This is a genomic window from Gilliamella sp. GillExp13 (assembly GCF_001690815.1).
Lineage (GTDB): Bacteria > Pseudomonadota > Gammaproteobacteria > Enterobacterales > Orbaceae > Gilliamella > Gilliamella bombi.
This window is the reverse complement of sequence record NZ_LZHJ01000151.1, coordinates 12,926-39,289: the sequence shown is the minus strand read 5'-3', so window position 1 is coordinate 39,289 and position 26,364 is coordinate 12,926. Positions and strand designations below refer to the sequence as shown.

General features: G+C 36.8%; 40 protein-coding genes and 2 CRISPR repeat arrays (1 of these 42 running past the window's edge). Of the genes, 38 read left to right on the top strand and 2 right to left on the bottom strand.

Annotated features, from left to right (window positions below):
* Nucleotides 1–61 precede the first annotated feature (61 nt).
* From A9G37_RS10795 to A9G37_RS12360, 13 genes are all read left to right on the top strand, one after another.
* Complete coding sequence (locus A9G37_RS10795) at nt 62–301, top strand: helix-turn-helix domain-containing protein (protein WP_034910089.1); 240 nt, start codon at nt 62–64, stop codon at nt 299–301.
* Nucleotides 288–1,043, top strand: a complete 756-nt coding sequence (locus A9G37_RS10790) for a hypothetical protein (protein WP_065575498.1) — start codon at nt 288–290, stop codon at nt 1,041–1,043. Before A9G37_RS10795 ends, A9G37_RS10790 begins: the two co-directional genes overlap by 14 nt.
* Nucleotides 1,044–1,045: 2 nt before the next feature.
* Nucleotides 1,046–1,702 carry a hypothetical protein gene (locus A9G37_RS10785; protein WP_065575497.1) on the top strand — a complete coding sequence of 219 codons (657 nt, stop codon included), beginning with the start codon at nt 1,046–1,048 and terminating at the stop codon, nt 1,700–1,702.
* A 168-nt stretch (nt 1,703–1,870) separates the two neighbouring features.
* Nucleotides 1,871–2,053, top strand: a complete 183-nt coding sequence (locus A9G37_RS10780) for a hypothetical protein (RefSeq protein ID WP_065560671.1) — start codon at nt 1,871–1,873, stop codon at nt 2,051–2,053.
* Between the two features lie 2 nt (nt 2,054–2,055).
* Nucleotides 2,056–2,499, top strand: a complete 444-nt coding sequence (locus A9G37_RS10775) for a recombination protein NinB (RefSeq protein WP_065560672.1) — start codon at nt 2,056–2,058, stop codon at nt 2,497–2,499.
* Nucleotides 2,499–2,645 carry a hypothetical protein gene (locus A9G37_RS12925; RefSeq protein ID WP_176700354.1) on the top strand — a complete coding sequence of 49 codons (147 nt, stop codon included), beginning with the start codon at nt 2,499–2,501 and terminating at the stop codon, nt 2,643–2,645. The genes A9G37_RS10775 and A9G37_RS12925 overlap by 1 nt, the downstream gene beginning before the upstream one ends.
* Nucleotides 2,629–2,916 (top strand): DUF1364 domain-containing protein, encoded by a 288-nt coding sequence (locus A9G37_RS10770; protein ID WP_065560673.1) that lies wholly within the window; start codon nt 2,629–2,631, stop codon nt 2,914–2,916. Before A9G37_RS12925 ends, A9G37_RS10770 begins: the two co-directional genes overlap by 17 nt.
* Nucleotides 2,913–3,281: a RusA family crossover junction endodeoxyribonuclease gene (locus tag A9G37_RS10765; RefSeq protein ID WP_081297738.1), complete on the top strand. Its 369-nt coding sequence runs from the start codon at nt 2,913–2,915 to the stop codon at nt 3,279–3,281. The genes A9G37_RS10770 and A9G37_RS10765 overlap by 4 nt, the downstream gene beginning before the upstream one ends.
* Nucleotides 3,268–3,621, top strand: a complete 354-nt coding sequence (locus A9G37_RS10760) for an antiterminator Q family protein (RefSeq protein WP_065560675.1) — start codon at nt 3,268–3,270, stop codon at nt 3,619–3,621. The genes A9G37_RS10765 and A9G37_RS10760 overlap by 14 nt, the downstream gene beginning before the upstream one ends.
* Before the next feature lie 262 nt (nt 3,622–3,883).
* The gene (locus tag A9G37_RS10755; protein ID WP_065560676.1) at nt 3,884–4,621 is read left to right on the top strand and encodes a BRO-N domain-containing protein; all 738 of its coding nucleotides are present in this window, start codon (nt 3,884–3,886) and stop codon (nt 4,619–4,621) included.
* Between the two features lie 98 nt (nt 4,622–4,719).
* Nucleotides 4,720–5,019 carry a type II toxin-antitoxin system RelE/ParE family toxin gene (locus A9G37_RS10750; protein ID WP_034945252.1) on the top strand — a complete coding sequence of 100 codons (300 nt, stop codon included), beginning with the start codon at nt 4,720–4,722 and terminating at the stop codon, nt 5,017–5,019.
* A complete protein-coding gene (locus A9G37_RS10745; protein WP_034945255.1) occupies nt 5,012–5,314 on the top strand; it encodes an addiction module antidote protein in 303 nt (100 codons plus the stop codon). Before A9G37_RS10750 ends, A9G37_RS10745 begins: the two co-directional genes overlap by 8 nt.
* A 117-nt stretch (nt 5,315–5,431) precedes the next feature.
* Complete coding sequence (locus A9G37_RS12360) at nt 5,432–5,650, top strand: hypothetical protein (RefSeq protein WP_034945258.1); 219 nt, start codon at nt 5,432–5,434, stop codon at nt 5,648–5,650.
* Here A9G37_RS12360 and A9G37_RS10740 read toward each other — a convergent pair.
* The gene (locus A9G37_RS10740; RefSeq protein ID WP_065560677.1) at nt 5,647–5,835 is read right to left on the bottom strand and encodes a ribbon-helix-helix protein, CopG family; all 189 of its coding nucleotides are present in this window, start codon (nt 5,833–5,835) and stop codon (nt 5,647–5,649) included. The two genes, A9G37_RS12360 and A9G37_RS10740, sit on opposite strands and share 4 nt — an antisense overlap.
* A gap of 416 nt (nt 5,836–6,251) precedes the next feature.
* On the opposite strand from A9G37_RS10740, the gene A9G37_RS10735 reads away from it, so the two are divergent.
* The 6 genes from A9G37_RS10735 to lysC all read left to right on the top strand — a co-directional run bounded on the left by A9G37_RS10735 (nt 6,252) and on the right by lysC (nt 8,629).
* Entirely contained in the window at nt 6,252–6,764 is a 513-nt protein-coding gene (locus A9G37_RS10735) for a Panacea domain-containing protein (RefSeq protein ID WP_065575496.1), read from the top strand.
* Nucleotides 6,765–6,766: 2 nt separating this feature from the next.
* Entirely contained in the window at nt 6,767–7,228 is a 462-nt protein-coding gene (locus tag A9G37_RS10730; protein WP_065575495.1) for a hypothetical protein, read from the top strand.
* A 176-nt stretch (nt 7,229–7,404) separates the two neighbouring features.
* Entirely contained in the window at nt 7,405–7,719 is a 315-nt protein-coding gene (locus A9G37_RS10725) for a phage holin, lambda family (RefSeq protein ID WP_174796895.1), read from the top strand.
* A complete protein-coding gene (locus tag A9G37_RS10720) occupies nt 7,703–8,146 on the top strand; it encodes a D-Ala-D-Ala carboxypeptidase family metallohydrolase (RefSeq protein WP_065575493.1) in 444 nt (147 codons plus the stop codon). Before A9G37_RS10725 ends, A9G37_RS10720 begins: the two co-directional genes overlap by 17 nt.
* The gene (locus A9G37_RS10715; RefSeq protein ID WP_065560682.1) at nt 8,143–8,502 is read left to right on the top strand and encodes a DUF2570 domain-containing protein; all 360 of its coding nucleotides are present in this window, start codon (nt 8,143–8,145) and stop codon (nt 8,500–8,502) included. The genes A9G37_RS10720 and A9G37_RS10715 overlap by 4 nt, the downstream gene beginning before the upstream one ends.
* Nucleotides 8,399–8,629 carry an Rz1-like lysis system protein LysC gene (gene lysC / locus A9G37_RS13695; protein ID WP_141671187.1) on the top strand — a complete coding sequence of 77 codons (231 nt, stop codon included), beginning with the start codon at nt 8,399–8,401 and terminating at the stop codon, nt 8,627–8,629. Before A9G37_RS10715 ends, lysC begins: the two co-directional genes overlap by 104 nt.
* A gap of 328 nt (nt 8,630–8,957) precedes the next feature.
* Here the strand turns inward: lysC and A9G37_RS10710 are convergent, their stop codons facing one another.
* Nucleotides 8,958–9,449, bottom strand: a complete 492-nt coding sequence (locus tag A9G37_RS10710) for a hypothetical protein (protein ID WP_065575492.1) — start codon at nt 9,447–9,449, stop codon at nt 8,958–8,960.
* Nucleotides 9,450–9,596: 147 nt separating this feature from the next.
* Between A9G37_RS10710 and A9G37_RS10705 the strand changes: the two genes are divergently transcribed.
* The 19 genes from A9G37_RS10705 to A9G37_RS10620 all read left to right on the top strand — a co-directional run bounded on the left by A9G37_RS10705 (nt 9,597) and on the right by A9G37_RS10620 (nt 25,910).
* A complete protein-coding gene (locus A9G37_RS10705; RefSeq protein ID WP_065575491.1) occupies nt 9,597–9,992 on the top strand; it encodes a DNA-packaging protein in 396 nt (131 codons plus the stop codon).
* 5 nt (nt 9,993–9,997) lie between these two features.
* Nucleotides 9,998–11,227 (top strand): PBSX family phage terminase large subunit, encoded by a 1,230-nt coding sequence (locus tag A9G37_RS10700; protein WP_065575490.1) that lies wholly within the window; start codon nt 9,998–10,000, stop codon nt 11,225–11,227.
* Nucleotides 11,228–11,229: 2 nt separating this feature from the next.
* Nucleotides 11,230–12,678: an anti-CBASS protein Acb1 family protein gene (locus A9G37_RS10695; RefSeq protein ID WP_065575489.1), complete on the top strand. Its 1,449-nt coding sequence runs from the start codon at nt 11,230–11,232 to the stop codon at nt 12,676–12,678.
* A 37-nt stretch (nt 12,679–12,715) separates the two neighbouring features.
* The gene (locus tag A9G37_RS10690; protein ID WP_065575488.1) at nt 12,716–14,266 is read left to right on the top strand and encodes a phage minor head protein; all 1,551 of its coding nucleotides are present in this window, start codon (nt 12,716–12,718) and stop codon (nt 14,264–14,266) included.
* The gene (locus A9G37_RS12920) at nt 14,263–14,436 is read left to right on the top strand and encodes a hypothetical protein (RefSeq protein ID WP_176701906.1); all 174 of its coding nucleotides are present in this window, start codon (nt 14,263–14,265) and stop codon (nt 14,434–14,436) included. The genes A9G37_RS10690 and A9G37_RS12920 overlap by 4 nt, the downstream gene beginning before the upstream one ends.
* 59 nt (nt 14,437–14,495) lie before the next feature.
* Nucleotides 14,496–15,668, top strand: a complete 1,173-nt coding sequence (locus A9G37_RS10685) for a DUF2213 domain-containing protein (protein WP_065575487.1) — start codon at nt 14,496–14,498, stop codon at nt 15,666–15,668.
* The gene (locus A9G37_RS10680; protein ID WP_065561111.1) at nt 15,668–16,096 is read left to right on the top strand and encodes a hypothetical protein; all 429 of its coding nucleotides are present in this window, start codon (nt 15,668–15,670) and stop codon (nt 16,094–16,096) included. The genes A9G37_RS10685 and A9G37_RS10680 overlap by 1 nt, the downstream gene beginning before the upstream one ends.
* Before the next feature lie 9 nt (nt 16,097–16,105).
* The gene (locus tag A9G37_RS10675) at nt 16,106–17,176 is read left to right on the top strand and encodes a major capsid protein (protein ID WP_065561112.1); all 1,071 of its coding nucleotides are present in this window, start codon (nt 16,106–16,108) and stop codon (nt 17,174–17,176) included.
* Nucleotides 17,177–17,179: 3 nt separating this feature from the next.
* Nucleotides 17,180–17,359 (top strand): hypothetical protein, encoded by a 180-nt coding sequence (locus A9G37_RS10670; protein WP_065575486.1) that lies wholly within the window; start codon nt 17,180–17,182, stop codon nt 17,357–17,359.
* A gap of 2 nt (nt 17,360–17,361) precedes the next feature.
* Nucleotides 17,362–17,745: a DUF7370 family protein gene (locus A9G37_RS10665; protein ID WP_065561114.1), complete on the top strand. Its 384-nt coding sequence runs from the start codon at nt 17,362–17,364 to the stop codon at nt 17,743–17,745.
* Nucleotides 17,738–18,091: a hypothetical protein gene (locus A9G37_RS10660; protein ID WP_065561115.1), complete on the top strand. Its 354-nt coding sequence runs from the start codon at nt 17,738–17,740 to the stop codon at nt 18,089–18,091. The genes A9G37_RS10665 and A9G37_RS10660 overlap by 8 nt, the downstream gene beginning before the upstream one ends.
* A gap of 23 nt (nt 18,092–18,114) precedes the next feature.
* On the top strand, nt 18,115–18,489 hold the full coding sequence (locus A9G37_RS10655) for a hypothetical protein (protein WP_218056415.1): 375 nt from the start codon (nt 18,115–18,117) through the stop codon (nt 18,487–18,489).
* The gene (locus A9G37_RS10650; RefSeq protein WP_065561117.1) at nt 18,486–18,869 is read left to right on the top strand and encodes a phage tail termination protein; all 384 of its coding nucleotides are present in this window, start codon (nt 18,486–18,488) and stop codon (nt 18,867–18,869) included. The genes A9G37_RS10655 and A9G37_RS10650 overlap by 4 nt, the downstream gene beginning before the upstream one ends.
* A 10-nt stretch (nt 18,870–18,879) precedes the next feature.
* Nucleotides 18,880–19,359 (top strand): phage tail tube protein, encoded by a 480-nt coding sequence (locus A9G37_RS10645; protein ID WP_065561118.1) that lies wholly within the window; start codon nt 18,880–18,882, stop codon nt 19,357–19,359.
* Between the two features lies 1 nt (nt 19,360).
* Nucleotides 19,361–19,948: a DUF6246 family protein gene (locus A9G37_RS10640; protein ID WP_065561119.1), complete on the top strand. Its 588-nt coding sequence runs from the start codon at nt 19,361–19,363 to the stop codon at nt 19,946–19,948.
* A gap of 12 nt (nt 19,949–19,960) precedes the next feature.
* Nucleotides 19,961–22,963, top strand: coding sequence for a tape measure protein (locus A9G37_RS10635; protein ID WP_065575485.1), 3,003 nt, complete (start codon nt 19,961–19,963; stop codon nt 22,961–22,963).
* 53 nt (nt 22,964–23,016) lie between these two features.
* A complete protein-coding gene (locus A9G37_RS10630) occupies nt 23,017–23,448 on the top strand; it encodes a hypothetical protein (protein WP_065575484.1) in 432 nt (143 codons plus the stop codon).
* Between the two features lie 228 nt (nt 23,449–23,676).
* A CRISPR array of direct repeats spans nt 23,677–24,124; the repeat unit is 28 nt; unit sequence AATTACCGCCGCATAGGCGGTTTAGAAA.
* Between the two features lie 232 nt (nt 24,125–24,356).
* Nucleotides 24,357–24,791, top strand: a complete 435-nt coding sequence (locus A9G37_RS10625; RefSeq protein ID WP_065575483.1) for a hypothetical protein — start codon at nt 24,357–24,359, stop codon at nt 24,789–24,791.
* A gap of 285 nt (nt 24,792–25,076) precedes the next feature.
* A complete protein-coding gene (locus tag A9G37_RS10620; RefSeq protein ID WP_065575482.1) occupies nt 25,077–25,910 on the top strand; it encodes a phage antirepressor N-terminal domain-containing protein in 834 nt (277 codons plus the stop codon).
* Nucleotides 25,911–26,055: 145 nt separating this feature from the next.
* Nucleotides 26,056–26,364: a CRISPR direct-repeat array (repeat unit 28 nt; unit sequence GTTCACCGCTGCATAAGCGGTTTAGAAA) (it continues 559 nt past the right edge of the window).

Sequence of the window (26,364 nt, the reverse complement as noted above, 5' to 3'; positions counted from 1 at the left end):
GTTGACACAAGCAAAAACAAAAGATAATATTCACAACATAAGTTGTTAAAAGAGGGTTTGTATGAAAAATAAAGCAATTGAGAAAGCTATTTTAATTACGGGAAGCCAGAAAAAATTAGCTGATGCGTGTGGGAAAACTCAGACATCAGTATGGAAGTGGCTGCACGGATTGTCTGATGTTAGTCCTGAACATGTTCATTTAATAGTAAAAGCAACCAATGGGGAAGTTGCAGCTTGCGATATTAGACCTGATTTACCAGAACTTTTCCCAAGAAAGAGGGTAAGCAATGAACGCAGTTGAAATATTAAAACTAATAGGGCGTCCGAATGCCTATTATCCTAAGCTAGCTAAGCCACTGGGTGGTGTGAGTCCTGCTGTTTTATTCTCACAATTATTTTATTGGCAAGACAAGGCTACGTCTGATTTAGGTGTGTATAAAACACGTGATGAGCTTGAAGATGAAACTGGTTTATCTCATAACGAACAAAGAACGGCTATCAAAAAACTAAAAGAAAAAGGCGTGTTAATTGTTACAGAAAAGAGGTTAGAGCATAAGACTTTTTACAAGATTGATAATGAAAAAGTTAATCAAGTTTTAAGCGATTTCGCCAACTCTATAACTCAATCATCACGACAAATGAAAAGTAGTTACCCCGATCTCTACAATGTAGATGTCGAGACGACTACAAAATCAAGTTCGTTATATCAAGAGAATACTACAAAGACTACTACAGAGAATACTGCAAATATTATTGCGAATAAATCGCAACAGCCAAAGCGACCTTGTCAGTTTCCTGATGAATTTAAACCGAACGATCATCATCGAGATATAGCGATGAATGAAAACATCAATTTGGATAATGAGTTTGTTAAATTCAGGGATTACTGCTTGGCGAATGGCAAAAAATATATTGATTGGAATGCGGCTTTTAACAACTGGTTACGCAATGCTAACGGTTATAAAAAATCAAATAAACCACCTGAAAAATTCATGACCCTTGCCGAGCGTAACAGGGCAGTTTTAGAGAGTATGAGGGCTTAACCATGGCAAAGATTACAGATGAATTTTTAGCGGTTATTGGTGGATTACTTGAGGTTTACGGACAGCAAGCAAGCACAGTCAAGGTCAATATTTACTGGTCAACACTTGGGCAATATCCGATTCAATCGTTAAAAGCCGCTGCGCATGCTTGGGTGCTTAAAAGTCAATTTATGCCTAAGCCTGCGGATTTAATCAAGCTAATGGGCGGTTCAAGTAATCATTTATCACCAGATGAAGCATGGTCGATTGCAATACTTGCTAGCGATGAAACCAATACGGTTGTTTGGACTAATGAAATAGCAAAAGCATGGTCACAAGCTGAGATTGTCTACCGAAATGGCGACAAAATTGGAGCAAGACGAACATTTATTGATGCATATGAGCGAATGGTTGACGAATCGATGATGTACGGACGAGCTATCGAGGTGTTTGTCTCCCAAGGTAGCGATAAAGCAAAGCGTGCTGATGCTATAAACCATGCTGTTTTTACTGGGCTATTAACGCAAGAGCGAGCTAATCATTATCTACCAAAACCAGAAAATACGTTTGCAATGTTGGAATGCAAAACTGAGCAGGGAGCATCAAGTAAAAGCATGATGCATATTGCTAGCATTAAGCAGATGTTAAAAACAGGTAGAGCTTGTGTTGCAGAGAGTTAACCACTGCCACCAAGGACGTTATCACATGCTCGACAAAATAGCGTACGACTATGTGAGAGCGATAAAGAGCAGGGGAGCGGATACGGTACAAATTAAACAGCAATTAGCAGAACGAGTAAAAAAATATTCAGAAGAAGACAAAATTAAATTGAGGGAGTTAATACAGAAATGGCTTACAAAATAACAGCAGAAGTTAAAAAAGGTTGGCAAGCGTGGGGAACGGTTGTGTTGCGTCGTGATTCAAGACTCACAGAAAAAAGTTTAATTAAAACACTCGCTACAGTTGAGAACTCATTCGGCAATACTAAAGTTGAAGTGTTGGTCCGTAATTTTGAGTGTGTGAGGGTTTAGAAGTGATTAAAGAAATACGATTAACACATGAACAAGCACGCAACACAGCGATTAACGTAATAAATCAATTGCCAGTTGATAGCGAGCATCCGTTGCGCATAGTAATCGACGAAGACAATCGCACGTTAGCACAAAATCGCATGATGTGGGCTGTTTTGAATGATATTGCTAAGCAAGTTGAATGGAATGGAGAAAAGCTCACAGCAGAGGAATGGAAGCATTTAATCACGGCTAATTTACACGGGCAGAAATGTGTAAAAGGCATTCAAGGCGGACTGGTGTTTATGGGGTTATCAACGCGAAGAATGAATAAAAAAGCATTTGCTGATGTGGTGACTTGTGCTGAACAGTTTGGGGCTGAAAATGGCGTTATATTTAGCTCAGATGCACAGGAAGCGATTCGACTAGCTGAACAGTACAAAGACCAATTATCAAAGGTAGCATGATGAACAACGAACACAAAGAACAATTAAAACGATACGATGATAAAGAGCAAGAATTAGAGCGAGCAATAGCAATAGTTAGAGAGCAACGCAGAGAATACATTAATCAGCATAATTTAAATAGAGTTAACAATGAGCAGACTAACTAAAGAAGCAAGAGGGCGAGAGTGTATGGTTCGATTGCCGTGCTGCAATCATAATCCAGAAACTACAGTTCTAGCTCATTACAGACTGGCAGGAACGTGTGGCGTAGGTATGAAGCCGAATGATTTGCAAGGCGCATGGGCTTGCTCAGCTTGTCATGATGAAATCGACCGCAGAACACGAATATTTGAGAATGAATTCGTTAGATTAGCGCACGCTGAGGGTGTAATTAGAACTCAGGACATGCTAATTAAAGAGGGGAAGATTAAATTATGATTAACCTGACATTACCGTACCCTCCAACTGTCAATCATTATTGGGGGACAGTAGGAAAACGGAGATATATAAAACCACAGGGCATTAAATTTAGGAATGATGTTATTGGTATAGTTTTGCAAAATAAAGCTAATAAGAAGTTAGCTGAAAGAGTAATGATTGATATTAAGGCGTACATGCCAGACAGAAGAAAACGAGACCTAGATAACATCAATAAAGCCATTTTTGACGCATTAATACATAGCGGTGTCATTGTAGATGATGAGCAAATAGACGTATTACATAGCGAAAGAAAAGAAGTTTTTAAGGGTGGAAAGATAGAATTAACTATCAGTGCATTGGGAGGGATAAATGAGAGAAACTAAGGATATTTTAATAGCGTGGAAAAATACACGCATTTTAAAGCGCATGGGGACAGAATACCCCTCAAAATCGGCGGGTATTAATGGTGCACCAATGGATTTTGATTATCGTCAGTATTTAACAGAAGAAGAGGCACAGATTATTGATAATGCTGTTTTAAGATTAAAAGCAGATAATATTGAGCATTGGGCAGTATTAACATCCTTTTATCTCCGTGAAATTTCATGTAGTAAGCAAGCGAGAATATTGGGTAAAAGAACGGATGATATAACAAAAATTTTGTTTGCTGCTGAATGTTTCATTCGTGGTCATATTATTGAATTATTCCCAAAGGTGGCATAGTTGACAATGAACATAATTAAGATGTATATTGAAAAAACGTTAGCAAAATCTAACGTCGGGATTGGCGTCCTGAGGCAAATATCATCCGCACAAACTGCGTAAGCAGTTTTTCTATATCTAGTCTATGGTGGGCTAGGTGAGGGAGCTTAACCGCTCGCTGGATTCGGATGATTAACCAGTACGCCAACCTTGCTTAGTTCACCTCCAATATTGGCGTGTTGGTGGTGATTTATAAAATAACCAATCATCCGAGGTCAATATTATGACTAATCAAATTTCAGTTTTTCAATTTCAATCTTCTTATGAAGTTCGCATTCAATTAATTAATAACGAACCTTTCTTTTGCTTAAAAGATGTTTGTAGTGTTTTAGACATCAAAAACCATAAAGATTTATTAGCAAAACAGATTGATAATAAGGGGGTAGAAAAAATCTACCTCCCTACAAATGGCGGTAATCAATACGTTGTATTTATTAATGAGCCAAACTTATACCGAGTGATATTTAGAAGTAATAAGCCAGAAGCTAAACAATTTCAAGATTGGGTATTTAATGATGTACTTCCAAAAATCCGTAAAACCGGTGCATACTCAGTTGTTGATAAGTCAAATTACATTACATCACAGCAATTGCAAGATTTAAAATATATCATTAATAATATTTCAAATGCCTTTTTCTACACTGAAGCATTCACGCAAGGAGTTTGGAAAATGGTACGTGACGCAACTGGTGCTGATAGTATTCAACATATAAGAAAAGATAGACTTTACTTAATAAGCGCAGAAATTGAAAAAATGTTAAAAGTAACCCAGATGTATTTAACGTTGAGGCGAGATACTGAAAGCGAAATTATTAAAAAGATTTTCAGGAACCACAACGATCAAGATATTATCATGTTCAATGTAAAACATGAACATGCCCAATTTTTGTTAAACATAGATAAGATGCATAAAATATACCTAAAAGATTTTAATAAAAAATTAATTGCAGATATCAAATAACACAATACAAAGGGCTTTACGCCCTTTTTAATAAAATAAATATTGATTATTGTATCCAAAAGTATACAATATTTAATAAATACAAGATTGGTGTATGTATGAATATAATTAACCAAACAGAAATTTTCGAAAACTGGTTAGAACGCTTGAAAGATTCTAAAGGAAAAACAGTAATAACAGCAAGAATTCGAAGAGCTGCTTTTGGTAATTTTGGTGATCATAAATTTTTAAGGGATGAAATTTACGAAATGCGAATTACTGTTGGTGCAGGCTATCGAGTATATTACGCAAAAGATGGAAATATTACTTATCTCTTATTATGTGGTGGTGATAAGTCAACACAAAAGAAAGATATAAACAAAGCGGTAAAACTTTGGAAGGAGATTAAAAATGGTTAAAGTGACGCAATTTGATGCGGCAAAATTCCTTAATACTGATGAAGAAAGAGCAATGTATCTTTCAGAATTTTTGCATGAGGATATTTCATCAGAAGAATTTATTGCAGCACTTAATGATGTAGCTCGTTCAATAGGTATGACAAAAATAGCAGAAGAAGCAGGTATCGGAAGAGAAAGTCTATATAAAACGTTATCAGCGAAAAAACCTAGATTTGACACTATGCTTAAAATTATTCATGCGTTAGGTATGGATCTACAAATCACAGCAACAAGAAAGGCTTGTAATATTCAATAAATACTTGACTGTACGGATATACGGATAGATAATATATATATGATGCGGTTTTGAACGCATAGAATTTAAGCCCACTAAAATAGTTGGGCTTTTTGCTATCCATATGTGAGTAATTTTATGAGAACACGAGCATATAGACGACATCAAGTTAAGCGATGTTTAGATAATAGAAAGCACGATTTTTATTCTGGTGATTCTAGAAAATCGCTAAAAAGGCATGTGACAACACCAACAGCTTGCTCTTGTTGGATGTGCGGCAACCCAAGACGATATCTCAACGAGTTAACATTGCAAGAACATCGATCATTACTGAATTTAAAAGAAAGCCTCAATTAAGAGGCTTTTTTGTTATCAAGGTAAAATTTCACAGCATCAACAATAAGCTTAGCTTGTGGAATATCTAGGCTTTTACTTGCTTGTTCAATTAATGCGATATCGTCAACGTGTAGCTTAAAGCCTTTGACCTTTACACCTCGTTTTTGGTCACTTTTTGCTTGAATTTCAACTCTTGTTAATGCCATGTTATCCGCCTTGATTTTTTAAAATTAAATTGTTATATTTAAGGTCATCGGAGAGGTTTCCCTCTCCTTTGAACTACTTTAGAATGCTGGGGAGCTAATCAAAAGTAGCAGAATTAAAATGAATATTTTCTTTTTTCTTCTCCTTAAGCCCTCGTCTTAGGTCGGGGGTTTACCTTATCAAGTCCCTCACTTGATGCTTATTATTGTAAGTTAACTTACAATAAAAGTCAACACTATTTATCTAAATAATTTTAATTTTTATAGATTTATTACTGAATAAAATTAATGAAGTCTTATATGCATTTTTGTGTTTTATTTATCAAAAGATAAATAGTTGTTGTATTGCTACTTTAAGTTGAATATAATTTTACTAGATTAATAACTTGGTTATTAATCGTATTCTGAGGTGAAATTATATGATTACTAATAGATTTAATTATTCTAAAGCGTTAGAAGTATTACTATATGTATCTTCTAAGGTTGGATATATGTATCATATAGGTAAGATTATTTATTTTGCGAACAGATATCATCTAGAAAAATATGGTCGTTTTGTTATTGATGATCGCGTTATTGCCATGAAAAACGGTCCCGTTTTATCTAATATATATGACATGATTAAAAGCGCCAGAGGTGATAATTGTAATTATCCTGAAGTTAAAAAATATCTGACTTATTTGTCGAGTGGATCAAGCCTGCATAAGCTAGTCCCTAAAAGGGAGGCTGATATGGACTATCTCAGTGATAGTGATATTGAGTGTTTGAATGAGGCAATAGAAAAAATCAAAGGGATGAGCTTTAATGATTTAGAAAGCTTTAGCCATGATGATTTATATTATACTGCTGATCAAAATAATGAGATTTCAATTGATGAGATAATTAATCATTCAATTCATTCTGACACGTTAAGAAAGTATTTGGCTGGTTAAGAATGGCTTTATTAGGTGGCAATTTCCCTAAAGAGTTTAGGAAAAAACAATTTAAAGTGGGAGCTGTTGTTTTCACTCATTGTCATTTCACTACACCACCTAAAAACAAATATCATGTTATTTGCTGTTGTGAACCTCTTTTAGTCTTATTGATAAATTCAGATATCCCTGATTTCATACGTTCGAAAGAAGCATTAAATAAATGCCAAGTTGAATTAGATCAAAAAAGTCACCCATTTTTAAATTGGGATTCATATTTAAATTGTATAGATGCTCATAATGCGTATGACATATCATTTTTTAATAGTGAGTTTGCTAAAAATTTTGATCAGTTTTATAGGGGTAATTTGTCAATAAATTGTATCAGGGATGTTCTGCAGGCAGTAAATGATTCTCCTGTTATGATCCCTTTATATAAAAAATTAATAACAAAAGAGTTAAATAAATTATTAATTGACAATTAATTGTAAATAATAAAAACATACCGCTTAACTGCGGTTTTTTTATGTCCAAATTTCATGCATGTCAGCGACATTAATGTCGTCAACATCTACAGAATCGACAGCAAAGCTAGACACGCACATAACTAACATTTAGCTAGTACGCTGTCACATCATTAACTCATATGAAGAATAATAACATGTATAAATCATCAATCATGGAATGGTTGCAATCGAATGCGCCATTAATTTATGGCGTCGTTTTATCCATCATCATAGCCTACGGTCGTTTAACGTATGATGGTGTGGGCGGACGTCGTAAATGGGTAGAAGCGTTATTGTGCGGTGCGTTGTCATTAGCTGCTAGCAGTGGGCTAGATTATTTTGGCTTACCAGTTAGTATGAATCCGTTTATTGGTGGCGCAATTGGTTTTTTAGGGGTTGATAAATTACGTCAAATATCAAATTCAATGTTAAGAAAAAGGGTTGATAACAACGATGACCAAGCTAACTGAACATTTCACACTAGAAGAATTTACACGCTCAACAACAGCTAACAGATTAAAAATAGATAATCGTGTACCAGGTAATTTAATGTCTAATGTGCAACTAACCGCTGTTAAATTGGAACTAGTGAGAAAAGCGTTGGGTAAACCGATTATTATCACGTCTGGTTACCGCTGTCCTGCATTAAATGCTCGTGTCGGCGGTGTGGCAACAAGCGCGCATACGCAAGGGCTTGCAGTGGATTTTAAATCGTCATTTGGTTCACCTAAAGATATTTGTCAACGATTAATTGATGCTAATGTACAGTTCGATAAATTAATTCAAGAGCATAATCAATGGGTGCACATAGGGTTTAGTCCAACTAATAATCGTCAAATAGTGTTAACTGCCGTAAAAAATGCAGGTAAAACGATTTATAAGAGCGGGCTAGTATGAGTAAAGAAAAGGCATTAAGCATAGTATTAATCATTGCTGTTTTTGTCTTTGCTGTCTATTTCGGTTACAACAATTATCAAGAGAAGAAACAGCTCAAAAAAGATAATGCTGAACTGTTCGGAAAAATCGAACAGTTGAACCAGGACATCACTAGAAACAACCAAATTATAGCAGATAACGAAAATAACAAACGTGAGCTAGAAAATCAGTCTATTGAACGGCAGGAGCAAATCAATGAGCAACTCAAAAATAATGACTGCGCTAATCAGTTTGTGCCTGTGTCTGTTTCTAACAGCTTGTACAAAAGAGCGAAAAGTTTACGTCAATCGACCGATACCGGCAAATTTGCTCAGTGATTGTCTGCCGAATTTACCGTCCAAAAAAATGACGTTCGGCGATAGTTTGAAATATAACGAACATTTATTAAATGTTATTGAAAAATGTAATGCGGATAAAAGAGCGATAAGGGAAATTAGTAATTAGTGCTGTACTAACTCAGATAAATAATTTATAATAAATGTGCACTTAGAGTAACATGATCAAATAAAGTTATTAAGCAGTTTGTTACATTTTTATCCGTATCATGTTTAATTTCTTTACTCAAGGGGAGTTGGTTCGCGGTCGGCAAACTTAGAAGCCATATCCCCTTAAAACTATCAACTTAGATACTCCTCATTAATAGTTTTTCAATTAACTACCTGTATAAATAACTATTCACTTTTAATGCATAAACTATAAAAACCCCCGGGCGGTTATAAAAAATAACTGCATATTTAATCAAATTAATGTGATTGTTTGGTTTGATTCCATACTATTCACTAGCGGTTTCAGCTTCATCTCCAATAAGCCATGCCCAAATTTTTTTGGAAGGTCTTTTATTTTGTCGAAAACATTCTATTAACTTTTTTAGTTTGTTATACGTGTCAATGGATAATATATATCTATATCTATATCTATCCTCAATGCTAGGGTTAGATACATCAGTAAGCAAGAACGCTAAATCATTAAGTTTCACTGATGGACAAAGATACAACGGATCTCCCACCCATTGTTGAGTCGTTTCACTATGAAGTCCATCTGGGTTGGTGACCCATGACATGGGTAATAATTCTTTATCTGTTTCTTTATATATTTCTTTTAAAGTTAAATGCTTTTGTATTGTACCTGTATTTTTTTTTAATAAAACTGCATGACAAACGATATTTGCTATTTTATCTAAATACTCTAACGCTTTTGTGTCAGAATATGCTTTTAAGACTATATTAAGAATGGCAGTTGTTCTATTTATTTGATTTTCAGACATTGTATTAACCTCTTAGTAAAATTAGAAAAATCTTATTAAGATAGATTAGGGTAATAATAAAGATATCAATAGAAATTTACGGGTTTAACTCATTTATGTGAGCCAGATCACATTTAATTTAAACAAAATCTAATTTAAGGAAAGATTATGAAAAAGGGCGAAAAGAAAAAAGTAGGTCGCCCAAGTGAACTAGCCGAATGCTTAGTTAAGGCTAAACAATACTTGCTTGGGGACTACGAAACATTTGGGGATGTAGTGCCTAGTGTTGCTGGATTAGCTTGTTATCTTGGTAAGCACAAGTCATCAATGTATGAGTATGCAAAACAAAACAAAGAGTTTTCCGACACGCTAGAAGCAATTAAAACGTTACAAGAGAATAAGCTAATAAATGGTGGGCTAACTAGCTCATTCAATCCAACAATCACTAAGCTAATGCTATCTAATCACGGCTATAGCGAAAAACAAGAAATAGACCACCAATCATCCGACGGCTCGATGTCACCAAAACCAACACGAATAGAGCTAGTCACACCCGCAGAGTAAACGTCATGACAACAGCACAAATACAGTTACCTAAAAAATTGATATCTGTGTTTGTAGCCGAAAATGTCAGATATCGTGGTGCGTACGGCGGTCGAGGTAGCGCTAAAACTCGTTCATTTGCATTAATGACAGCGATTAAAGGCTATCAATTTGCAGAAGCCGGTGTAAGCGGTGTAATACTGTGCGCCCGTGAGTTTATGAACTCGTTAGCTGATTCTTCTATGGAAGAAGTAAAGCAGGCTATTCGCTCGGTTGATTGGTTAGCTGATTACTACGACATCGGTCAAAACTATATCAGAACCAAGAACGGATTAGTTAGCTATGTGTTTTGTGGCTTACGTCATAATTTAGACAGCATCAAATCAAAGGCGCGTATATTGCTATGTTGGGTTGATGAAGCGGAAAATGTTTCGGAAATTGCATGGCGAAAGCTCACCCCAACAGTTCGTGAGACTAATTCCGAAATATGGGTAACGTGGAACCCTGAAACCGAGGGAAGTCCGACTGATGTAAGATTCAGACAAAAACCGCCAGAGAATGCGATTATTGTTGAGATGAATTATAACGATAATCCATTTTTTCCTGATGTGTTAGAGCAAGAGAGATTAAACGACTTGGCCCGATTGGATTATGCGTCCTATGCGTGGATTTGGGAAGGTGCTTATCTAGAAAATTCAGATAAACAAGTTTTAAGTGGTCGATATGTTGTTGAAGAATTTGATGACAACCTGCACAAACAAGCAGACCGTTTACTATTTGGCGCTGACTTCGGCTTTGCAAATGATCCAAACACATTAATCCGCTCATTTATTCTTAATGATTGTCTGTACATCGAATATGAAGCGTACGGCGTTAATATCGAGCTTGACGAAATACCAGCTTTTTATGATTCAGTGCCAGAGTCAAGAAAATGGCCGATTAAAGGTGATTGCTCAAGACCTGAAACAATCAGTCACATCAAGCGCAAGGGTTTTAATATCTCAGCAGCAAAAAAATGGCAGGGCAGTGTTGAGGACGGTATCGCATATCTGCGAGGGTTTAAAAAAATTATTATCCATCCTCGCTGTAAACATACCGCAACCGAAGCTCGGTTATATAGCTATAAAACTGACAAAATGACTGGTGAAGTGCTACCAATTATTGAGGATAAAAACAATCATTGTTGGGATGCGGTCAGATATAGCCTAGATGGTTATATTAAACATAAACGCTCAGCAGGGCTATTTATGAGGTAATAATGAATTATACAAAATTAACGGATGAGCAACTGTTAAATAGTGCGCAAATGGCGATTAACAGTAACCGAGATGTGCAACGGCAACGGTTAGCGTATGCGTCACACGGACTGATGAATAACAGCAAACGAGCATACATCGATCGCGAATTTGGCTATCCCGAAAACCTCACTTTTAGTGATTATTATAAACTCTACAAAAGGAACAGTGCTGCGCGTGGTTTTGTAGAGAGACTGAGCGATATTTGTTGGATTGATTATCCAAAATTTATTGATGGCGATATTCGAGAGCAAGATACAAAACTAACCGCGTGGGAAAAAATCGTAACCGATTTATTTAATGACAAATTGTGGGCGTCAATTATTGAGGCGGACAAACGCGGAATAGTAGGACGTTACGCTGGGTTAATTATTCAACTGCGCGATGGTAAAAAATGGGATGAGCCAGTTGATGTTAATGTAATGAATAGATTAAATCCAATTGATGCTATCGTTAAAATTATCCCAGCATGGGAGGAGCAACTCACTGCGTGCGAGTGGAATAATGACGAATCTGACGAAAACTACGGGCAGGTTACGATGTATCAATTCAATGAAACATCTATCGGCAATAACTCTGGTAAACCTAATTTATCGCGCAGGATACATCCCGACCGCATAATCATTCTAAACGAAACATCCGTTATTAATTCAATAGATGACGGTGAATCACAGCTAGAGGTTGGTTATAACGATTTAATCGACATGATGAAATACTCTGGCGGTAGCGCGGAAGGTTTCCTGAAAAATGCCAGTCGCCAAGTCCATGTTAATTATGATGCAGATACCGATATGGACGAGCTAGAGCGAGAGTTGCGCAGACGAGGATTTGAACAACCGGCTGATGCATTGAATAAACAAATCGCATTGTTAAATTCAGGAACGGATAGCGCGTTAATCACATCGGGTGCTACAGCTAACATATTATCGGTTTCACCGGCTGACCCGAGTTCGGGTTGGACAGTTTCAGCGAATAGTTTTGCTGCGTCGGTGAGAATGCCATTTACAATCATTTTTGGCCAACAAACAGGGAGGTTAGCATCAGATGAAGATAAAGCTGATTATGCAAAACGTGGAATGTCACGCCGTAATGGTTTTTTAAGTGTATTAATAAAAAAACTTGTCAATCAGCTTATTAAGCTGAAAGTAATCCAGCCATTAGTGAACGGTACACTTACTCTTAAATGGTCCGACTTATTAGCACCGAGCCAAGCCGAAAAAATCGAATTAATGCTCAAAATGTCAGATGTGAACGTCAAGGCGCAACAATCTATGGGTATTCCTGTGTTTACACCGAACGAAATACGAGAAGCTGGCGGTTATGAACCCGATCCTGATTTAGAGGATATCGATATTGAAAAGACCGAAGATAATAAAGCCGATTCCAAAGAATCCGATACTACCGAGAAGTAAGAACAACCCTACACTGACAAATAAACAAATCCTCCAAATGCGTAGCGAAATACAAAAACGCTACAAAACAATCAAGCAATCAATTATTGAGTATATCGAATTAAGTTTAGGTTATTATGCTAAAGAGCCGACTAAAACAGCGATATTTGTTGATAACACGCTTTATGTCGTTAACGCCAGTGTTAATTACACTGTTGACGGCAATCAACTTGCTAGGGTGCTAACTCGCATTCAAGAAATTGTTGATGAAAGCTTAATTAATGGCGGTATTGAGAAGTTTTGGGCGGGTAAGTTTGTTGCTGATATGTATCAAATGGGTACTAATCGGACGTTTCATAATTTATCCGCTCAATCACCACTATATTCACAAGCCACATCACTGGAATCTTTGTTATTTAGTGATGCGTATATTCGCCGAATCGGGCTTGCATATACAGCAACATTCAACGACTGGAAAGGGCTTGCGGATAATCTAAAAAGTGATTTAGGTACGGTTTTAAGTAGCGCTGTAGCCCGAGGGATTAACCCACGAGAAACAGCCGATATTATCAGTAAGCGTATTGATGTTTCATATAGCAGAGCTAAAGCCTTGGCGCAAACTGAACAAGTAGGCGCACTTCGTCAAGCTACATGGGATGAAACTAAACGTACACAAGAGGAGTTAGGGTTAAAAACAGGCTTATTGCATATGTCTGCTTTAAAACCTACTTCAAGAGCCACGCATGTTGATAGACACGGTAAAATTTATACTGTTGAACAAGTGGCTGATTGGTATGAGGAGAATGGTAACCGATTTAATTGTTATTGCGCTCAAATAACGGTACTACTTAATGAAAAAGGTGAACCCTATAATCAAGCTAGTATTGATAGGTTGTTGAAAGAATCTGATGACTGGCGTGAGCAAAACAGACCGAAACAACAAAGTTTAAATTCTGTTGAAGACGCTAATGAATGGGCAAGAAAAAATATTACTGAAACTTCAAACTTGCCAAGTGATATTGATGCTACAGAATTAGCTCCATGTTTACAGTTGGTATCAGAAATACAGAAACGATTTGATTTACCTCAATTTAGATACACAGGCTCGATAACAGGGGATGTTTATAAATATAGAGAGCCTCCTAAAGAAATGCTAGCCGCATACTCACACGAAGCTAAAGCGCTTCTTATTACATCAGATAGTGTTGATAAAAAAGCATTGCTAGAATCTGATTTACACAGCAAAACGAAAGGGTATAAGCGAAGTTCTATGCTGATAGCCATCAAAGGTAAGAATGAGCAATTAGCTAAAATAATTCATGAAATGGATTATATGCCGTGGAGTGCGGTATCCACGCCAAGAGGTATTTATGCTCACGAGATGGGACATGCATTGCATTATCATTATCGAGAAGAAATTGACGACATCATCTGGAAAGCGTGGGATCGCGGTTGGGCTCATGCAATTAGTAAGTACGCTCAATATAATAAAATGGAGTTTGTTGCTGAGTCGTTTTCGTTGTATATTGAAAATCCAGTTGAAGCAAAAAAACGTTTATATCCAGAATTATTTAAGTTTTTTGAGTCATTAGATAAGAGGTTAAAGTGAAAGACGATGAAGAATTAGTAGCTATTGCTGGTGAACTTATTAATGCTGAACCGCTTCCAGATGACGCAGAAGAACAATTAAAGCGTTTAATTGAGCAAGCAAGTACTAGTTACGGAAGATATCAACTAGGCTGTTTAGCGGAAGCGCTTTTCGTTATCAGGCATTCATAACCGAATCACCCAAACCGCTTCGGCGGTTTTTTTACATCTAAATCCACACGAGGTAAAGCATGACACTTAAAAGTGTAAATGTTTTATCTGTCGTTAATAGTAAATCCAAAATATCAACACAAATCATCGACGGTAAAGAGCACATCGTTATTAAAGACGTTGTGCCAATTGTTGATGATATTGTCATGAATGGAATTTTCTATCCGGCAGATGAAATTAACAAATCGTACATGACATTGAATGATAATTTAATGCCATTAGACCACCCACGAATAAATAACGAGAATGTTTCAGCGTTAAATCCTCAGGCTATCAACAATTTTTATATTGGCGCATGGGGAAGAAATGTCCGCAAATCTAACGATAGGGTACTTATGGATGCTTATATCGATAGAAAATTTGCTGAAAGCACCGAAAAAGGTCGGTTATTAGTAAATCGTCTTGACGATATGATGAGCGGAAAAAACACTACGCCAATTCATGTATCAACAGGGCTTACTTACACGCCAGATAATCAATCAGGCACATCAAAAGGTAAACGGTACAAGTCAATAGCACGAAACATGAAGTTCGATCATGTCGCAATATTACCTGACAAACAAGGTGCTGCCACGCCAGATGACGGAGTGGGTATTTTTGTTAACTCCAACGGTGAAAAATCACCGCTTGAAAACGCTAGTCTTGATGATTGCACAGAAGAATCTTTAGGTCATTTTATTGGGCAAACAATCAGGGATGCTTTTAATAAATTTCAATTCAATAAAAAAGAGGAACAAGATCCGATGAAGAAAAAAATCTTATTGGCACTGAATACCGCAGGCGTAAAAACCGACGGACTATCAGAAGAACAACTGCTAACGGCGTACAACGAGCAAACCGTAAAAGAGGCTTTAGAGAAAAAGGGGGCTTCGGATGAGGAAGCAGCCAAGAAAAAAGCCGAACAGGAGAAGAAAAACGCAACTAATGCCGAAGATGCGCCAGCATGGGCTAAAACATTAATGAACAAGGTTGCAAGTCTTGAATTAGCGGTAAATGCAAATACCGAAAAAGAGCTATCCGTTAAACGGGAAGCGGTAAAAGCCAAGTTCAACATGACACAAACCGCAGTCAATGCGCTATCTGGTGAGCCATTAGATGCGTTATATGCTCAATGCGTTAAAACAGCGCCTATTAGCGGTGGTTTTGCTAATAATTCAGATAATTCACTATTAAACATGGAGGCTCCAGAGTAATGATTCGATTTAAAACCGTGATTGGTGGTCCTGCACGTAAAAACGACCCACAAACAATTGACTTAAAAACAGGTGAAACGATTGCGCCGTGTTCTTTGGTTGCCGTGGTTAACAACAAGTTAATGAAACATTCAGCGGCAGGTGAGCAAACCCAAGCCTTAGTCATCACAAATGATTATCTAGGTGGTCATGATATCCGTGACAATGTACCGAATGACACATCAGGTATCGCCATTATTTGTGAAGATGATGTTACTTACCATGTTTTAGTAAAAGCAGGTGAAGCGTTAACAGTTGGCGACAAATTAACATCTAATGGTGACGGTACACTAAAAAAAGCAAGCGGTACTGATGCGGTGCTGTTTTATGCATTTGAAACCTATACCGTTGGCACAACCGCTGAACAAGTTCGAGTTCGTAAAGCTTAAGGAGCAATAATGAAGAACGAAAAGATTATTTTTAATAAAAATTTAATTACCAACTCTGCCCAAGTGGCACAGGCTTGGAATCAGTTAAAAGCAAGCCGTCAAATCTTTAACAATGCTCAAAACCAAATGAGCGCAACACACGGCAATGCTATTGAAGTTAATCAAGCCGCAATCTTAACCCAAGATTACTGGCGTGAAGTGGATAATGTAACTACCCGCGTTATCCGTGATGACGAGGGCGCACCATTACTTGATGATTTGTTATCGTTAGGTACGCCTATCTCCATTGGTAAAACAGCTGCGCTATACCGTGTTTCAAGCGATGCAGGATATGTTAATCGTTCAATGTCAGGGCAAGAGCCAGAAACGCTAGATAAGGTTGTTTATGACCATTACGGTGACCCTGTACCAATCTTTAAAACAGGTTATGCCCGTGAATGGCGTGAATGGTTAGGTTTGCAAACTGAAAACATCGACGCAATGTCAGATGACCAAGAAGCGGCAGTGGCAGCATTACGCCAAGATATGGCGCAATACATTTTAACCGGTGATGAAAAAATCAAAGTACAAAACTTTGAAAGCAAAGGCATCACTAATCATCCGCACACCAATCAAGTGGATTTAAGTGCGTCTGGTTTAAATATTGACTTAACATCAACAGCCACAAGTAACGACGATATTATTAATTTCTTCACAAAAGACTTTGTTGTCATTCTTGATGCTAATTTAGTGTCAGAACAGTTAAAAATCTTTATTTCGCCTGAAATTGAGCGTCGCTTAAATCTGCCATACTCTAATTCAAATGGATTCAAAGAGGGAACAGTAAAAGACTATATTTTACGTTACTCAGCGCACATTGGTTCATTCACCAAAACATTTGAGTTAAAAGGCAACCACTTCATTGGTTACGTTCGTAATGCTCAATATATCAAAACACGTATTGCAGCACCAATCGGCTCATTCATGAAGCAACGAATCAATCCACATGATAACTATCAAACACTGGTTTGGTCGGCATTTGGTTTACAAATCAAACGCGACTTTAACGGCAAAAGCAAAGTCTTTAACGCTAGGGGGTAATTGATGAAATTACGGGTGACTAAATGCGGCTGTTTTGGTCGCATTGATGGCGTGGTAGCTGAACTGCCTGTTGGGTATGAATTCCATGCTATAGACATTCCTACTGCTTTTATTGAGCGTGTAATTGTGTTAGAGCAGCAATCTGTTGAAGTTGAAGCAGACAAAAAGAAAAAGGGTAAATAATCATGTCAGTACAGGTAACCTCAGAAGACGTTAATCAAATGTTATCAGAGCTTGGTTATTCTGTACCGAGCATTGTTATTAACGCAATCCTTAACAAGGTGAATTCAATCAGTGATTGCTTGGTTGCTCATAATTATTCAAAAGCCGACCAACTTTTGATACTGATTTACTCAGCTTGTTTACTGGCTCAAATGCAAGGAACAAGGAAAATTACCTCACAATCAGCGCCAAGCGGCGCGTCAAGGTCATTTAAATATGATGACGTGGGTTTTAAATCTATGTACTCACTACTAAAAAATCTTGATGTTCACGGCTGTACTGATTGCCTAGGTATTTCTTGCTCAAAGAAACCATTTTTTTTAGTTGTAGGAGGTAGAGGTGAGTAATACGGCGAATTGGAGCTATACAAACGTTGCAACCGTATATCCTCACATGGGATACGACGGAGAAAACAATGTTGATACTTACGGTCAACCTTATTTGGTGAAATGCACATGGAAAGATGAAGCACCAAACGCACTGGGTGCTTACATTGATTCTCTAGGTGTTGAAAGGGTAAGAAAAACAACTTTTTACACCGAAGACAATCGAATTAAACAGGGTGACTTCATAGTAAAAGGCGATAAAACTTCATTATCGTTAGAAGCTTCAAACGCTGAAAAAGTGGAGTTTGTGCTTGAATATGATATGAGCGCTTTTGGTGAAATCCCTGATTACGAGGTAGTTACATAATGGCAGTTAAAGGCGTTTCAAAGGTGAACAGAAATATTCACAGGATAACTAATGAAATTGCCAACATCAGAACTCAAAGGATTATCCAGCAAGTTATGATTGTTGGTATGTCTTTTGTAGCTCCAATCACACCTAGAGACACTTCAACGCTAATTAATTCGCAGTATAGAGAGCTAAAACCAATACCAAAAGGCTGGACTGGTCGAGTTGGTTATACTGCTAATTACGCAGCATTTGTTAACAATGCCAAAGGTACAGCAAAAGGTAAGCGTACCGGTAAGAAATCTCAGGGGGATTATTGGTCTCCCAACGCAGAGCCTCACTTTGTTGAAAAGGGTTTTGAAAGGGACGGAAAGCAGGCTATTGAGCAAGTTATTAAAGATGGTTACAAAATATGATTTCTGATACATATAACTCAATCAAAGACTGGCTAAATTCACATAATTTACTTGATGATTACATCTTACAATTTCGGAAATGGGTTGAAGTAAAAAACACAAAATCCAATAGATATATTGTGATTGTCCCTGCTGGTGGCGGTAATGCTAGTGAGGCAGTAACACGAGATTATTTTAGGATTGTAATTATTTCAGCGATTAATGATTCGAATATTGTAGAGGTTAATGATAGAGCGGATGAAATCAGGCAGTTTATGCTAGATGACTTTGAAACAAACGAGATTATTTCCATGTCTCCAATCAGCGGAATAACTCAATCAAACACAGAAGAAGGGCGGTTTATTTTTGAATTTACCGCTCAAATGATTATATCAAGATAAGAGGTACATTATGGCTAAAAGTAATGCAGGAACAGGTAGAAAGGTCGCTGTTTATTATGCAATTGGTAACCCAGACAAAAAACCAAACGATACGGATTATAAACGACTTGGCATGATTCGAGGTAAATCACGTGGCGTCAACTGGAACACCATTGATGTTACAGCCGATACATCAGAGGATGGTACAACCGAATCAATGGTAACAACCAAAGAAAAAACGGTATCATTTGATGGTATTTCTCGAGGTGATGATATCCAAAACCAAAGCGTTTTGCTAGATCATATCGAAAGCCCATCACAGGACACCGACGGGCAGCCATACGCTTGGATTAAAATTGTCAATCCTATTATTAATAGAGTAATTGAGGGTTGTTATTTGTTATCCTCATTAAACGAGGAATACCCGTATGACGATGTATGCACATGGTCTATTGAGGGAACTAGCGCAAATAACGTAACTAGAACAGGCATTTCACCAAAGAGGATGTAGAATGAAACCAGTAATAAAGGACATTGGGGAATTTATAATCCAGCATAATGAAATTGATTATTTGTTTATTCCATCTTTTCTTAATATGACAAAGCTAGGTAAACCAGATGAAATAGTTGAGATTTTTTCTATAATTTTTGGCGAAATAAATAATGACAATTTCACATCTGTCATAGAATGCGCTGACAAAATACTTGAGGCTTGTTGTACAACGGATTGTTCTGTTATTACTGGTTATCTCAAAGGCGAAGACAAGCTGGTTAATGTTGAGGCGGCAATACCTGTTGAAGATAAATTGATTCTATCTCAGCATTTGTTAAAACACGGCTTAATCGGTGATATTTCGCCTAAAAAAACTAGCGAAGATGCAAGCTATAGCGATGAATTTCATGCTAAAAAATTTGTTTACATGGCTGTTGCTCATCTTGGGATGAGTGAAGTTGATGCATGGAACATGTCAATGACCGCATTTCAAGAGGCTATGGAAGCGAAATTTCCTACTAACGATAAAGATATCATTTCACAAGACGATTACGATTTAGCGATGAATTACGCAGATTCTGTTATTGGTTTAAAAAACACTGCTTAATACGAGGTTTTTATGTCATTTGAAGCGGGAAGTATATATTACACAATTGAAGCCAAAACTGGCGCTTTATTAACAGCGGATAAACAAGTATCTAGTTTCAACCAACGAGCACAAGAGGGGTTTAACGAAACAGATAGGTCGGTAAATTCGTTAAATGGTTCAATGGGTAAATTAACCCAAGTAGCAAAAGGTGTTGTTGCTGCTTTAGTTACTAATCAAGTTTTTGCTTATGCTAATGCTTGGCAAGATTTAGAAGATAGACTAAAAAATACTGGATTAGCTGGAATGGCGTTAAAAGATGTTCAAGAACAGCTTATGACAACATCAAACCGAAACGGTCGCACCATAGAAGAATCCACCGAGTTATATGTACGCCTTTCAAATTCAATGAGCGAACTAGGTTATAGTACGCAGGGTACGCTATCTTATATTGATACGCTATCTAACTTATTTACAATCAATAAAACTAACGCAATAAGCGCAGAATCTGCTATCAATGCGCTAACCAAAGCGCAAATGAAAGGTAAGTTAGCTGGTATTGATGCGATGTCAGTATTCGCAGCTATGCCGAGCGTGCTTAAAACTTTAGGTAAACGATTAAAGAAAACAGAAGCAGAAGTTAGACAAATGGCTTCTGATGGCAAGTTATCTATGTCAGACTTTACTGATGCGATGATAGCGACACAAGATGAAACCGCGGCACTTGCTGATAATATGCGTAATAATCTTGGTGATGCCTCTAATCATTTCACTAATCGCTTAAAAGAGGCATTAGGTTCACTAGATAACACAACAGGAGCAACTCAACATTTAGTTAGTGGCATAAAAATGCTTGCTGAAAATATGAATGTGCTTATCGGTTGTGCTGGTTTCTTGTCGGCAATTCTTGCCGGACGATATTTAACATCGTTAACCGCAGCCACAAGAGCAAAAATTGCATCAGCGATAGCTTCTAGAAACGAGACTAAAGAAGAAGTAGAGTTAGCTAGAGCAGAATTAAAACGAATTGATATAGAACGTCAGAGTTTATCTATTTCACTGCAATTTGCTGAAGCGAATTATCGAGCTGCAAAATCAGTTGAAGATCGCATTATTCAAGCAAATAGAATGTCGGCTATACAAGCAAAAATGATTGCATTAGATAAAGCCGAGACTGCGACTAAAAATGCATTATCAGCAGCTACAGCTAGAGCTAATACAGCTGTTAATCTACTAAAAGGAGGGTTAAGTTTACTTGGGGGACCAACAGGAATTGCGATCATGGCTGCTGGTGCATTAATGACTTGGGCGAGTAAAGCAAATGAAGCGAGAGAAGCAGCGATTAATTTTAAAGATAAAGTTGATGATTTAAGAGAGTCTTTAAAGTCTTTAACGTACGCACAGCTAATTAAACAACAACAAGACTATATGCAGTCACTAAAGATTGCAACTAGTGAGCTGTCAGAGCAAGAAAGCAAACTGAAAGATTTAGAGACTCAATTAAATGAAACAAATGCAATTAAAGATAAAGGTGATCTAACAAAAAAAATAATTAGAAGTCTTGAGTTTCGAACGCAGGCTCTTAGAGCTGAAATAGATAATACAAAGCAAAGTATTTCAAATATCCACGGCTTAATTAGCCACATCAACACGCTGTTAATAGACACAAGCGCAGGAGCAGAGCAAGCGACTACTGGCGTTGACAGCTTCGCTAAAGCTTTAGAAAAACTCGGAAAAAACAAAGTTGACGATAAAGTTAAATCTCTATCAACTCAGCTTGAAATAGTTCAAATGAAGACAAAGGGAGCTAAAAAAGAAGCTTACATCTATGAGAATGTATTAAACGAACTTGGTAATGTTGGTGAAGATTATAAGGCTACACTGAAAGGTTTAATCGATAGAACAATTAAATGGACTCGAGTATCAGAAGATGTCAGAAAAGTATTAGAGCCACTTTTTAAAGCATACTCAGATTTATTTGACGAAAACGAAAAACTAAACGCTAGTAAAAAAAGCGGACGAGGCACAACAAGAACTTATGCGGAAGAAATAAAAAATCTTAAAAATCAGCTAGAAGTCGCTAAGTTAGAAGCTAAACATTTAACAGTTGAAGCGAAAGCATTAGCAATTAGCCAGCAAATTGGCACAAAAGCAACGAAAGCTCAGACTGATGAATTAAGGCGATTAATACAAGAGCAAGAAAACTTGCAAAATTCGCAAGCGGGTGAAGATTTTGCAAAACAAGAAATCTACAATAAAAAATCACCTCTTGAGCAAATCGACATTGACGAGCAAGAGAAGTTAGATAAATTAAGAAAATGGCGAGAAACGGGGCTTGCAAATGAGCAAACTTATCAAGATGCTTTAACTGCGATAACTCAAGATGCTGTTGATAAACGAAAAAAACTTGAAGATGAAGCAGCAGAAGCTAAGCTACAGTCTACAAGAGCAATACTAAAATCATCATCTGACTTATTCGGTGGAATGGCTGATATGCTAGGAGCTTTTGCTGGTGAATCAAGCTCAGCATATAAAGCGCTTTTTGCAATCAGCAAAGGCTTTGCAATAGCAGATGCGATGCTTAATTTAAACTCTGCAATTATGAAAGCGATGAACGATCAGACAGCGACGACCACAGCAGCAAAAATGGCAAACATGGCAGCAGTAGCAAGTGCGGGTGGACAAGTTTTATCAACTTTGAAAGGCATCACATACGGAGGGGGAAGACTTCGAGGCGGTGGCGTTGATGTTGGGAAAGCTTATAGAGTAAATGAAAGTGGAGAACCTGAATTATTTGTTGCGCACGGAAAGCAATACATGATACCGAACAAAAACGGAGAGGTTATCCCATCAAACAAACTATCACGAGGCTCAGCAGGCAGAACAATCATAAATAATATTACGCAAAATATCTCTTTCGGTGAAGGGCAAGACAATAAAGAAGCAGCTAACGAGACAGCTAGAATGCTGAAACAAGCGCTCAGAAGTGTAATTCAAGAAGAACAAAGACCAGGAGGGCTGCTAAATCATCGTTGATCTAATGGGCAAAATTTCATACTATTAATCTAAATTCAAAAAAGGTTAATGGTATGAAAAAACTTGTCATTATCGGTTTAGTTAGTCTTGCTTTATTCGGTTGCGGAGAAGATAAGATTACAAAAGAGTATTTGGTGGGAAAATGGAAATGTGATCTTACAAGTTATAGAGCAAAGATCCAGAATGGAAAATTTACCGAATATGTAAAAGATGACATTAATATTTCGTTTACTGAAGAATATAAAATTGAAAATGAGAAATTACATGTATTTGATGAGGAAAATAATAACTGGAAAGAAAGTGATGTAATTGATGAATATTCATGGAAACGTAAATCACATGAACAAGAAGATGTTAATTACATCTCTACAAACTCAATCAAAAAAGAATCACAAAATAAATTTACTATAACAGAAGAACATATAGCAACCCATAAAAATAATTATAAGACAAAAGTAGTAGCAACTTGCACAAGAATGAAATAGGTATCAATTATGTGGTTATTGTACGGTATTGCAATAATTAGTCAGAAAGTATATTGATTTTATCAAAGATTTTCTGGCGTTTTTTCAGCCTACTCAACAACCCTTTTTTTAACTTGCTTTATAATTCATTGAAAAATATAGATTAATTTAAGCACTAGAAAAAAGGGTTATTTTCGAAAAAATGGCTAAAATTTAGTTAAAACAAAAGGCTATGTTTGATATAATCTAAATTACCGCCGCATAGGCGGTTTAGAAAACTGCGCATTTATCCTATTTTGCTCATACTGAAATTACCGCCGCATAGGCGGTTTAGAAATCATGCAGATCACCAACATCACTAACATGCTTAATTACCGCCGCATAGGCGGTTTAGAAAAAGGCTTGCACGAGTGTACCCTTCTGGCTATTAATTACCGCCGCATAGGCGGTTTAGAAATGACATTTTTGATTTGTCTGAACTTTCATCTGAATTACCGCCGCATAGGCGGTTTAGAAAAAGTTTCCGCGTGCGATACTTAATTTTTCGTTAATTACCGCCGCATAGGCGGTTTAGAAATAATACAATTAACGCCGAACAACAACAGCAAAAATTACCGCCGCATAGGCGGTTTAGAAAATTCAAGGTAAACAAGGCGATTGTGAATACACGTTCACCGCTGCATAAGCGGTTTAGAAAGTGATTGCAAAATAATACGTTGTGCCATCACCGTTCACCGCTGTATAAGCGGTTTAGAAAAATTACTGATCTGTCGCGTTGAAACTCCGGAAGATTACCGCCGAGTAGGCAGCTTAGAAATGGTAAAGAAATTGCCATTCACATTAGCAAGGGTTCACCGCCGAGTAGGCGGTTTTTTATTGCTCTTAGTTAATAAATTTCATACTATTACCCAAAAACTAAGGAGAATGGTATGAAAAGAATTTTACTAATTAGTCTAGTTAGCCTAGCTTTATTTGGCTGTGAAGAAAAAAAAGTAACTGAGGAAATGCTTATTGGGGACTGGGAGTGTGGCGCAACCGAACAAAGAGCAAAATGGAAGAATGGGGTATTTCAAAACTATTCAACAACAATTGACTACGGAAAATCATTAGTTACATATTTCAAAGAAGATGACAATCTTTTTGTAAAAATCCCAACTAGTAAAGAAAAAATACCACAGGATTTCAAAAAATTGAACGAAAGTTACGAAGATTCTTTGGGTGACAGGAAAATAGTCGGATCCACCAAACTTGAATATATATCAGATAATGAGTTTAAACTTACTTCTGAGTCCACTAGAACGCAAGATAAACAAGAGGGCAATGAGAAAATTAAAACATTAATGCACTGTACAAGAATCAAATAACCATAAAGCCCTTTCGGGCTTATTTAAATTTAGTTAATTTGTTATTGACTACCAAAGCAATTTAATTGTATATTCTTTGATGAGGTGTCGAAACCTAAACAAAGCGGATTAATCGCCCCGTTAGCGTGATTTTTTTATGCTCAAAATCTATGCCGAGAGGGCGAGGAATAAAATACCAGCAATGGAAATAACTCCAGCCTTTCTTTGTTAGGCTTTCGAACCTCTTGGCACCCAATTAACTAGATTGGGGAGGTAATTTCGAAAAAAATAAACAAAGGATATAGCATGTCAAATCAAATTCAATTAGTTCAATTTCACAATCAACAAATATCAATTCTTAATCATAATAATAAGCCTTATGTTGCTATCAAGCCAATATGCGAAAACATAGGTTTGGATTGGGAAGCTCAAAGGCAAAGAATTAAAAGAAATGAAATACTTAATTCAACTGCCTTTATGATAAAGGTAGTTGCAAAAGACGGTAAAAATAGAGATGTTTTATGTTTACCTCTTGGCTACCTCAACGGTTGGCTTGCAGGTATAGAATTAAGCAGGGTTAATCCAGAAATAAAACCTATTTTAAAACAATATCAATTAGAATGTTTCGATGTACTTTATAACCACTTTATGCCAAAAGTAGCGCAACAATTCCCTAACACCATTTCGCCCGAACAACAACAGCAAATCCAGCAAGCAGTCAACGAGCGAGTTTATCGAACAGGTGAAAAACATCAGGCTGTTTATTCAAAATTTCATCAGCAATTTAAGATACCACGTTATCAAGATTTGCCAGCTAGTAAATTTGACAAAGCTATAGAGTGGTTGGGCGGTGTAAGTATGAGAAACTTTAAATCGATTAACATTGATAATCTAAAGCGTCAGTACAACTACTTAGCAACAATACAAGAATATTATTATAAGGTATTCGATTTATATAATGATGCGCTTTCCGATTTTCTAAATAAAAATAGCCCTGCTTTACATTATAGCTTTTCAACCGCGTTAAATAAGATTCAAGTAAATATTGGTTTATCACTTAATTTTATTCGCAGTGAAATAGATATTGGCTCAAAATCAAAAATAATAAACTTTGCGGCGGATATTGATTATCTAAGCTAAAAGTAGAAACACTACAACCCTTTTTTTAACTTGCTTTATAATTCATTGAAAAATATAGATTAATTTAAGCACTAGAAAAAAGGGTTATTTTGTGAAAATTGGTTAAATTTTAGTTAAAACAAAAGGCTATGTTTGATATAATCTAGTTCACCGCTGCATAAGCGGTTTAGAAATTTTTGGGATGCTAACATTAAATCTAAATCGCGTTCACCGCTGCATAAGCGGTTTAGAAAATGATCGTGTAGAATTTTTTCAAACATTTTTTGTTCACCGCTGCATAAGCGGTTTAGAAACGATTCATCCACACCGGCAGCTTGATTTTTAAGTTCACCGCTGCATAAGCGGTTTAGAAAAACTTAACCCAATATTTTCGCATACAGGCTTCGTTCACCGCTGCATAAGCGGTTTAGAAATTTTCGGTTGGTCGATTTTCTTTTCTAAGCCGGTTCACCGC

Excerpts from the sequence above, each read along its gene's own strand:
- A9G37_RS10730 (WP_065575495.1), top strand. The coding sequence starts at position 6,767 with ATGGCTTTATTAGGTGGCAATTTCCCTAAAGAGTTTAGGAAAAAACAA.
- A9G37_RS10665 (WP_065561114.1), top strand. The coding sequence starts at position 17,362 with ATGTCAGTACAGGTAACCTCAGAAGACGTTAATCAAATGTTATCAGAG.
- A9G37_RS10690 (WP_065575488.1), top strand. The coding sequence starts at position 12,716 with ATGCGTAGCGAAATACAAAAACGCTACAAAACAATCAAGCAATCAATT.
- A9G37_RS10685 (WP_065575487.1), top strand. The coding sequence starts at position 14,496 with ATGACACTTAAAAGTGTAAATGTTTTATCTGTCGTTAATAGTAAATCC.
- A9G37_RS10780 (WP_065560671.1), top strand. The coding sequence starts at position 1,871 with ATGGCTTACAAAATAACAGCAGAAGTTAAAAAAGGTTGGCAAGCGTGG.
- A9G37_RS10790 (WP_065575498.1), top strand. The coding sequence starts at position 288 with ATGAACGCAGTTGAAATATTAAAACTAATAGGGCGTCCGAATGCCTAT.
- A9G37_RS10755 (WP_065560676.1), top strand. The coding sequence starts at position 3,884 with ATGACTAATCAAATTTCAGTTTTTCAATTTCAATCTTCTTATGAAGTT.
- A9G37_RS10650 (WP_065561117.1), top strand. The coding sequence starts at position 18,486 with ATGATTTCTGATACATATAACTCAATCAAAGACTGGCTAAATTCACAT.
- A9G37_RS10715 (WP_065560682.1), top strand. The coding sequence starts at position 8,143 with ATGAGTAAAGAAAAGGCATTAAGCATAGTATTAATCATTGCTGTTTTT.
- A9G37_RS10760 (WP_065560675.1), top strand. The coding sequence starts at position 3,268 with ATGAGAGAAACTAAGGATATTTTAATAGCGTGGAAAAATACACGCATT.
- lysC (WP_141671187.1), top strand. The coding sequence starts at position 8,399 with ATGACTGCGCTAATCAGTTTGTGCCTGTGTCTGTTTCTAACAGCTTGT.
- A9G37_RS10645 (WP_065561118.1), top strand. The coding sequence starts at position 18,880 with ATGGCTAAAAGTAATGCAGGAACAGGTAGAAAGGTCGCTGTTTATTAT.
- A9G37_RS10635 (WP_065575485.1), top strand. The coding sequence starts at position 19,961 with ATGTCATTTGAAGCGGGAAGTATATATTACACAATTGAAGCCAAAACT.
- A9G37_RS10680 (WP_065561111.1), top strand. The coding sequence starts at position 15,668 with ATGATTCGATTTAAAACCGTGATTGGTGGTCCTGCACGTAAAAACGAC.
- A9G37_RS10710 (WP_065575492.1), bottom strand. The coding sequence starts at position 9,449 with ATGTCTGAAAATCAAATAAATAGAACAACTGCCATTCTTAATATAGTC.
- A9G37_RS10725 (WP_174796895.1), top strand. The coding sequence starts at position 7,405 with ATGTATAAATCATCAATCATGGAATGGTTGCAATCGAATGCGCCATTA.
- A9G37_RS10720 (WP_065575493.1), top strand. The coding sequence starts at position 7,703 with ATGACCAAGCTAACTGAACATTTCACACTAGAAGAATTTACACGCTCA.
- A9G37_RS12925 (WP_176700354.1), top strand. The coding sequence starts at position 2,499 with ATGAACAACGAACACAAAGAACAATTAAAACGATACGATGATAAAGAG.
- A9G37_RS10670 (WP_065575486.1), top strand. The coding sequence starts at position 17,180 with ATGAAATTACGGGTGACTAAATGCGGCTGTTTTGGTCGCATTGATGGC.
- A9G37_RS10675 (WP_065561112.1), top strand. The coding sequence starts at position 16,106 with ATGAAGAACGAAAAGATTATTTTTAATAAAAATTTAATTACCAACTCT.
- A9G37_RS10630 (WP_065575484.1), top strand. The coding sequence starts at position 23,017 with ATGAAAAAACTTGTCATTATCGGTTTAGTTAGTCTTGCTTTATTCGGT.
- A9G37_RS10625 (WP_065575483.1), top strand. The coding sequence starts at position 24,357 with ATGAAAAGAATTTTACTAATTAGTCTAGTTAGCCTAGCTTTATTTGGC.
- A9G37_RS10785 (WP_065575497.1), top strand. The coding sequence starts at position 1,046 with ATGGCAAAGATTACAGATGAATTTTTAGCGGTTATTGGTGGATTACTT.
- A9G37_RS10640 (WP_065561119.1), top strand. The coding sequence starts at position 19,361 with ATGAAACCAGTAATAAAGGACATTGGGGAATTTATAATCCAGCATAAT.
- A9G37_RS10750 (WP_034945252.1), top strand. The coding sequence starts at position 4,720 with ATGAATATAATTAACCAAACAGAAATTTTCGAAAACTGGTTAGAACGC.
- A9G37_RS10695 (WP_065575489.1), top strand. The coding sequence starts at position 11,230 with ATGAATTATACAAAATTAACGGATGAGCAACTGTTAAATAGTGCGCAA.
- A9G37_RS10770 (WP_065560673.1), top strand. The coding sequence starts at position 2,629 with ATGAGCAGACTAACTAAAGAAGCAAGAGGGCGAGAGTGTATGGTTCGA.
- A9G37_RS10740 (WP_065560677.1), bottom strand. The coding sequence starts at position 5,835 with ATGGCATTAACAAGAGTTGAAATTCAAGCAAAAAGTGACCAAAAACGA.
- A9G37_RS10620 (WP_065575482.1), top strand. The coding sequence starts at position 25,077 with ATGTCAAATCAAATTCAATTAGTTCAATTTCACAATCAACAAATATCA.
- A9G37_RS10705 (WP_065575491.1), top strand. The coding sequence starts at position 9,597 with ATGAAAAAGGGCGAAAAGAAAAAAGTAGGTCGCCCAAGTGAACTAGCC.
- A9G37_RS12360 (WP_034945258.1), top strand. The coding sequence starts at position 5,432 with ATGAGAACACGAGCATATAGACGACATCAAGTTAAGCGATGTTTAGAT.
- A9G37_RS10735 (WP_065575496.1), top strand. The coding sequence starts at position 6,252 with ATGATTACTAATAGATTTAATTATTCTAAAGCGTTAGAAGTATTACTA.
- A9G37_RS10795 (WP_034910089.1), top strand. The coding sequence starts at position 62 with ATGAAAAATAAAGCAATTGAGAAAGCTATTTTAATTACGGGAAGCCAG.
- A9G37_RS10700 (WP_065575490.1), top strand. The coding sequence starts at position 9,998 with ATGACAACAGCACAAATACAGTTACCTAAAAAATTGATATCTGTGTTT.
- A9G37_RS10745 (WP_034945255.1), top strand. The coding sequence starts at position 5,012 with ATGGTTAAAGTGACGCAATTTGATGCGGCAAAATTCCTTAATACTGAT.
- A9G37_RS10765 (WP_081297738.1), top strand. The coding sequence starts at position 2,913 with ATGATTAACCTGACATTACCGTACCCTCCAACTGTCAATCATTATTGG.